Genomic DNA, 309 nt, shown 5'->3' on the forward strand with positions numbered 1-309 from the left:
CAGCAGAAGGGTCAGACATACTTAGATTAACACCGCCAGAAGTATTTCAAGCTGCATACGGTGTAAGTGCGGAAAAATTAGGGAAGGACCTTTCGCAACTTAAGGAGTCAGTTGTCATTGGTCCTCCTAACTCCAATCGATTAAAAGGTGCTAAAGAAAGTGGCGACTCAAATATAGTCGTTACGTTAAATGGACAAATAACATCATGTGAAATAGAGTAACACTTACTTTTTTAGGAAGAGTCACTCTGTTTTGTATAATTTTGTAATTAGATTCGTTATAATTATATAGTAGGGAACTTAAAAGGGG

General features: G+C 36.9%; 1 pseudogene. It reads left to right on the forward strand.

The window, feature by feature from the left end:
- Positions 1-221: pseudogene (locus tag ACSG5Z_RS30295) on the forward strand (cupin domain-containing protein); the annotation flags it as partial.
- Positions 222-309: the final 88 nt, after the last annotated feature.

This window comes from Bacillus pretiosus, from assembly GCF_051294775.1.
In the GTDB taxonomy this organism is placed as follows: domain Bacteria; phylum Bacillota; class Bacilli; order Bacillales; family Bacillaceae_G; genus Bacillus_A; species Bacillus_A wiedmannii.